Source organism: Variovorax sp. P1_H12_2 (assembly GCF_056405335.1).
The window spans coordinates 1-5,109 of record NZ_JBFUCI010000440.1; the positions used below are offsets into that span (position 1 = coordinate 1).

Here is a 5,109-nt window from a genome sequence, read left to right on the forward strand (position 1 = left end):
GTCGGGCGGGCGCGAGGGCACCGCCGCGGGTGCCGGCGGCGCCGCGTCCCCCGGCGCGGCCTCGGTCGCGAAGCCGCCGTTGCCGCGCGCGAAGGTGGTGTGCGTCACGGTCGCGAGCGCCGCGCCGCTGGCCTGGTCGAAAAGATCCTTGTCATAGGTGACCGTGGCGCCCCGCCCCGGCCCCTTGTCGACGATGCGGGTCACGCGATGGCGTGCCACGACCGTGCCCGCCGCCGGCAGCGGCCGGTGCCAGACCACCTGTTCCTCTCCGTGCACGATCTGCGTGAAGTCGATGCCGGTGGCCGCATCCTGCATCCAGGCGCCCGGATAGCCGAGCACCACCGCCAGGGTCGGCAAGGCCAGCGGCGTGCCGGGCGCGGTGTCGTTGACGAAGCGCAGCTGCGTGGGGTCCATGGGGTCGGCGCCGACGCCGAGCGCCAACGCGTAGCGCATCGTGTCCTCGGCCGTGTAGCGATGAACGACGTCGGCGAAGGGCCAGTGCCTCAGGCGTGCGGGATCGATCATCGCGTCAATCCAGCGTCGCACCGGAGGCACTGACCACCTTGGCCCATTTGTCCACCTCGGCCTGCAGGAAGCCGCCGAACGCCTCGGGCGTGTTCCAGCTCGCGGCGAAACCCTGGGCCTCGAACTTGTCCTTGACCTCGGGCAGCGCCAGTGCCTTCCTGAGTTCGGCATTGAGCCGCGCCACGACCTCGGGCGGGGTGCCGGCCGGCGCCAGCAGCCCGTTCCACGCGATGGCCTCGTAGCCCGGCAGGCCGGATTCGGCCACGGTGGGCAGATCGGGCGCCACCGGCGAGCGCTTCGGGCTGGTCACGGCAAGCGCCTTGAGCTTGCCGCTCTTCACGTGCGGCATGGCCGACAGCATGGTGTCGAACATCAGCTGCGTCTGGCCCGCGATCACGTCGGTCAGCGCCGGTGCGCTGCCCTTGTACGGGATGTGCTTCATCTTCACGCCGGCCATCGAGTCGAACAGTTCGGCCGCCAGATGGGTCGACTGGCCGTTGCCCGAGGAGGCGAAATTCAGCTCGCCCGGCTTCGCCTTGGCCAGCGCGATCAGCTCCGCCACGTTGTTCGCGGGCAGGGCCGGATGGGCGACGATCACCAGCGGCCCGCTGGTGAGCTGCGACACCGGCGCGAAGTCCTTCAGCAACCGGTAGCCGAGGTTCTTGAACAACGAGGGATTGATGGCGTGCGCCGTGGTCGCCACCACCAGCGTATAGCCGTCGGGCGCGCTGTGCGCCACCAGTTCGGCACCCGGGTTGCCGCCGGCGCCGGCGCGGTTGTCGACGATGAACTGCTGCCCGGTCTGCTCCGAGAGCTTCTGCGCGACCACCCGCGCCACGATGTCGGTCGGGCCGCCGGGCGGATACGGCACGACCAGTTTCACCGGCTTGGCTGGATAACCCGGCGCCTGGGCCTGGGCCGCCGCAGCGGCGGCCAGGCACAGCACGGCCCCCAGCACCACGAGCCGTTGCCGGCCAAGGAAGAATCGAAGGAATCCATGCATGCCGTGTCTCCTGCTTTTTTGTGATCGAAGAAAGCCGCTCAGGCGCGCGCGGGCTCGAAGCGCACCAGCACCCGGTCCTGGTGCGCGAAGAAGGTCGCCGAGACGCGCTCGCCGATGCGCACGCCGGCCGCGGCATGGGCCATCAGGCGCGGGCCTTCGTCGAGCGTGACCAGCACCAGCGTGTACGGCACGAGGGCGCGGAAGGCATCGGACGGCGCCCGCGACACCACCGTCACGGCATGCACGGTCGCACGGCCGCAGGCGTTCTGCCAGACGAGCCGCGGACCGCCGCAGTTCGCGCAGGCGTAGCGCGCCAAGGTCTGCGGGCTGCCGCAGTCGCCGCAGGACTGGAACCGCAGCACCTGCCGCGCCAGGCCGTCGACGAAGGGTGCGGCGAGCGCGCCTTGCTCCGCGCTCATGGCGCCCCCTCCCGCGACAGGATCAGGCTCACATGCGAGGACATCACGCCGCCGTCGGCATGCACGAAAGCGTGCCTTGGCCGGCGCAGCTGGCGTTCGCCGGCCTGCCCCGCCATCTGCCGGAAGATCTCGACCACGTGCGCCATGCCGCCGGCTACGCCGCAGTGGCCGAAGGAGAGCAGTCCGCCATGGGTGTTGAGCGGCAGCGGCCCATCGGCGCGGAAGTCGCCGCGGCGCACGCGCCCGGCCGCCCCGCCTCGCGGCGCGAAGCCGATCTCCTCGAGCAGCATGGCCAGGGTGATCGTGAAGGAGTCGTAGATGCCGAGGCAGTCGATGTCGCCTCGGGCCAGGCCCGCCTCGTCGAAGGCGCGCGAGGCCGCCTCGGAGGCGCCGCATTGCATGACGTCGGCCATCGCGCTCAGGTGCTGGTGGCGGTGCGCCTGCCCGGCGCCCGTCAACGCCACGCGGGACTCGCCACGCGGTGCGGCCGACACCACCAGGGCCATGGCGCCGTCGGAGATCGGGCAGCAGTCGAGCAGCTTGAGCGGCGCCGCGATCGGCCGGGACGCGAGCACCTCGGCCAGGGAGATCGGGGTCCGCAGGTGGGCGTCCGGGTGACCGGCCGCATGGTCGCGCATCAGCACGGCCAGCTCGGCGAGGTCCTCTTCATGAGTGCCGGTCTCATGCATGTAGCGCGATGCGAGCAGACCGTAGTAGGCCGGCACCGAGGCGCCGTTGGGCAGTTCGAAGTCGGCGTCGCCGACCTGCGCCAGCGTCTGGATCGAGCTGTCGCGCGACTGGCCGCTCAGCCGGTTCTCGCCCGCCACCACCAGCAGGTTGCGGCAGCGCCCGGCGCGCACCAGCTCGCGCGCCAGCATCAGCATCGCGGCGCCCGAGGCACCGCCCAGCTGCAGGCTGTGGGCATAGGCCGGCCGCAGCGCGAAGCGCTCGCAGAACAGCGTCGACAGCATCAGGTGCGGCAAGGTGGTCGCATAGCCGCACAGCACGCCGTCGATGTCGGCGCGCTGCAGCCGGGCCGTGTCAAGCGCCTGCTGCGCGGCCCGGGCCATCAGATCGAGCGCGCCCAGCCCTTCGTGACGGCCGAAGGCGGTGCTGCCCGCTCCCGCGAGGTAGGCGGTTGCGGCCATCAGTGGACCCTGGCGCGCCGGCCGGCACTGCGGGTGGCCATGGCGCTCTGGTGCGCAGCGCCGCTCCAGAGCACTTCGCAGGTCGCGCACTCGCGCCGCAGCGCCTTCGCCAACTCGGCCTCGCGAGACGTGATGCGGTCGTTGAGCGCCGCGATGCTGATCGCCGCGACCGGCCGTCCGTCGGCACCGAGGATCGGCATCGCAATGCCGCCCATGCGCTCGACCACCACATCGAGCAGCACCGCGTAGCCGCGCTCACGCGCCTCCATCGCCCGCGCTTCGAGCAGCTTCGGCGTGATGCGCGGATAGCGCTCGAGCTGCGGCGCGATGACGGCGAGCGCGGCCTTGCGCTCGCCCTCGGGCATCCAGGCCAGCAAGGCCAGGCTGCCGGCACCGACGCCGAGCGGGCGGCGGCTGCCGATCGAGAGGTAGTTGGCACGGATCGGGAAGCGCCCCTCCTCGACGTCCACGCACAGCGACTCGATGCCGCTCGGGATCGACAGGATCACGCTGTCCTCGAAGGTGCCGGTGAGGCGCAGCAGGCTGGGGCGCACCAGCGGGCGCGGGTCGAAGCGCGCCAGCGCCGCCGCACCCAGCACGAGCAGTTCGGCACCCAGGCTGTAGTGCTTGGTATCGGCATCGCGCACCACGAAGCCGTCGCGCATCAGCACCTCGATGAGGCGCAGCACGGTGGTCTTGTCGAGGCCGGTCGCCAGCGCGATGTCGGTCAGCCGTGCGACGCCCGGGTCGGACAGGGCTCGCAGGATGCGGCAGGCGCGCTCGACCGACGAGGTCGGCTCGGTGGCGCTGTTGGCGAGCACGGAGGGGACGGAGCGGGGACGGACGGCCATCGTATGCCTGTGTTTCGTTCTGCGGAACCTGTATGTCTGGCATTCATTGAAGTTCCGACGCTCCCCATCGTCAAGCGAAAGACAAAAAGTTGCGGTGAATGAAACTTTTCAAGGGGAAACCCCGACGACCTGCATTCGGGGCAAGACGTGATGCCAATAGCGCGCCTGCCGTTCCCGCTCGCAGACCAACTGCTCCGGCCGCGTGCTGGTCCAGGTCGCAGCGCCGCAGCGCGGCGACTCGGCCAGCGCGATCCCGCGCTCCCGATAGCGCGCCACAACCTCCGCGGCCGGGTGCCCGAAGCGGTTGCGGTAGCCGGCCTGGACCAGCGCGATGCGCGGCCGCACCGCGTCGAGCAGCAGCGCGGTCGACGAGGTCTTGCTGCCATGGTGCGGCGCCAGCAGCACATCGGCGCGCAGGTCCGGCGTGCGCGCCACCAGCGCCGCCTCCTGCAGGCGCTCGATGTCGCCGGCCAGCAGGGCGGTCGCGCGGCCGTTGCCGATGCGCAGCACGCACGAGATGGCGTTGGGCCTGGGCTTGACGAAGGCGGCGTAGTCGTCGCCCTGCGGATGCAGGACCTCGAAATCGACGCCGTCCCAGTGCCAGCGCTGGCCGGCCTCGCAGCGCCGGGCCGGGCGCAGGACCTGCAGCGGGTGCTCGGCCTCGATCGAGCTCAGCAGCGTCGCCTGCGGCTGCGCGGCCAGCACCGCGGGTGCTCCGCCCACGTGGTCGCTGTCGCGATGGCTCAGCACGACGGCATCCAGCCGCTCGCCGAGCGCCCGCAGCAGCGGCACCAGCACCCGCTGGYCGGCGTCGCTGTCGGGGCCGTAGCGCGGGCCCGTGTCGTACAGCAGGCTGTGCGTGGCGGTGCGCACCAGCACGGCGTTGCCCTGCCCGATGTCGGCCGCGAGCAGTTCGAATTCGCCCGCGGCGGGCCGCGGCGCCTGCCACAGCAGCGCCGGCAGCAGCAGCGGCACCCCGAGCAGGCGCAGCGACCCCGGCAGCCGCATCGCCAGCAAGGTGCCGCCCAGAACGCCCGCCATCGCCATCCAGAGCGGCGGCGCCGGCATCGACAAGGTCGCGAACGGCAGGCCGGCGAGCCACTCCAGCACCCACGACAGGGCCTGCACCGACCACGCGGCGGCATGCCACAACGGCGCGGCAA

General features: G+C 71.8%; 6 protein-coding genes. All 6 read right to left on the minus strand.

All coding sequences use genetic code 11. The features are described from left to right. On the minus strand, nt 1-525 hold a 525-nt coding region (locus AC1D2K_RS29435; protein ID WP_478093321.1), incomplete at its 3' end, for an FAS1-like dehydratase domain-containing protein. A 4-nt stretch (nt 526-529) separates the two neighbouring features. After that, the gene (locus AC1D2K_RS29440) at nt 530-1,528 is read right to left on the minus strand and encodes a tripartite tricarboxylate transporter substrate binding protein (protein WP_478093322.1); all 999 of its coding nucleotides are present in this window, start codon (nt 1,526-1,528) and stop codon (nt 530-532) included. 38 nt (nt 1,529-1,566) lie between these two features. Continuing rightward, a complete protein-coding gene (locus tag AC1D2K_RS29445; protein ID WP_478093324.1) occupies nt 1,567-1,947 on the minus strand; it encodes a Zn-ribbon domain-containing OB-fold protein in 381 nt (126 codons plus the stop codon). Beyond that, complete coding sequence (locus AC1D2K_RS29450; protein WP_478093326.1) at nt 1,944-3,095, minus strand: thiolase family protein; 1,152 nt, start codon at nt 3,093-3,095, stop codon at nt 1,944-1,946. The genes AC1D2K_RS29445 and AC1D2K_RS29450 overlap by 4 nt, the downstream gene beginning before the upstream one ends. Next, entirely contained in the window at nt 3,095-3,946 is an 852-nt protein-coding gene (locus AC1D2K_RS29455) for an IclR family transcriptional regulator (RefSeq protein ID WP_478093328.1), read from the minus strand. The genes AC1D2K_RS29450 and AC1D2K_RS29455 overlap by 1 nt, the downstream gene beginning before the upstream one ends. Before the next feature lie 108 nt (nt 3,947-4,054). Then, nucleotides 4,055-5,109, minus strand: a 1,055-nt coding sequence (locus AC1D2K_RS29460) for a ComEC/Rec2 family competence protein (protein ID WP_478093330.1), incomplete at its 5' end; no start/stop codon positions are given.

Coding starts and splice junctions, on each gene's coding strand:
- AC1D2K_RS29440 (WP_478093322.1), bottom strand. CDS start 1,528: ATGCATGGATTCCTTCGATTCTTCCTTGGCCGGCAACGGCTCGTGGTG.
- AC1D2K_RS29445 (WP_478093324.1), bottom strand. CDS start 1,947: ATGAGCGCGGAGCAAGGCGCGCTCGCCGCACCCTTCGTCGACGGCCTG.
- AC1D2K_RS29450 (WP_478093326.1), bottom strand. CDS start 3,095: ATGGCCGCAACCGCCTACCTCGCGGGAGCGGGCAGCACCGCCTTCGGC.
- AC1D2K_RS29455 (WP_478093328.1), bottom strand. CDS start 3,946: ATGGCCGTCCGTCCCCGCTCCGTCCCCTCCGTGCTCGCCAACAGCGCC.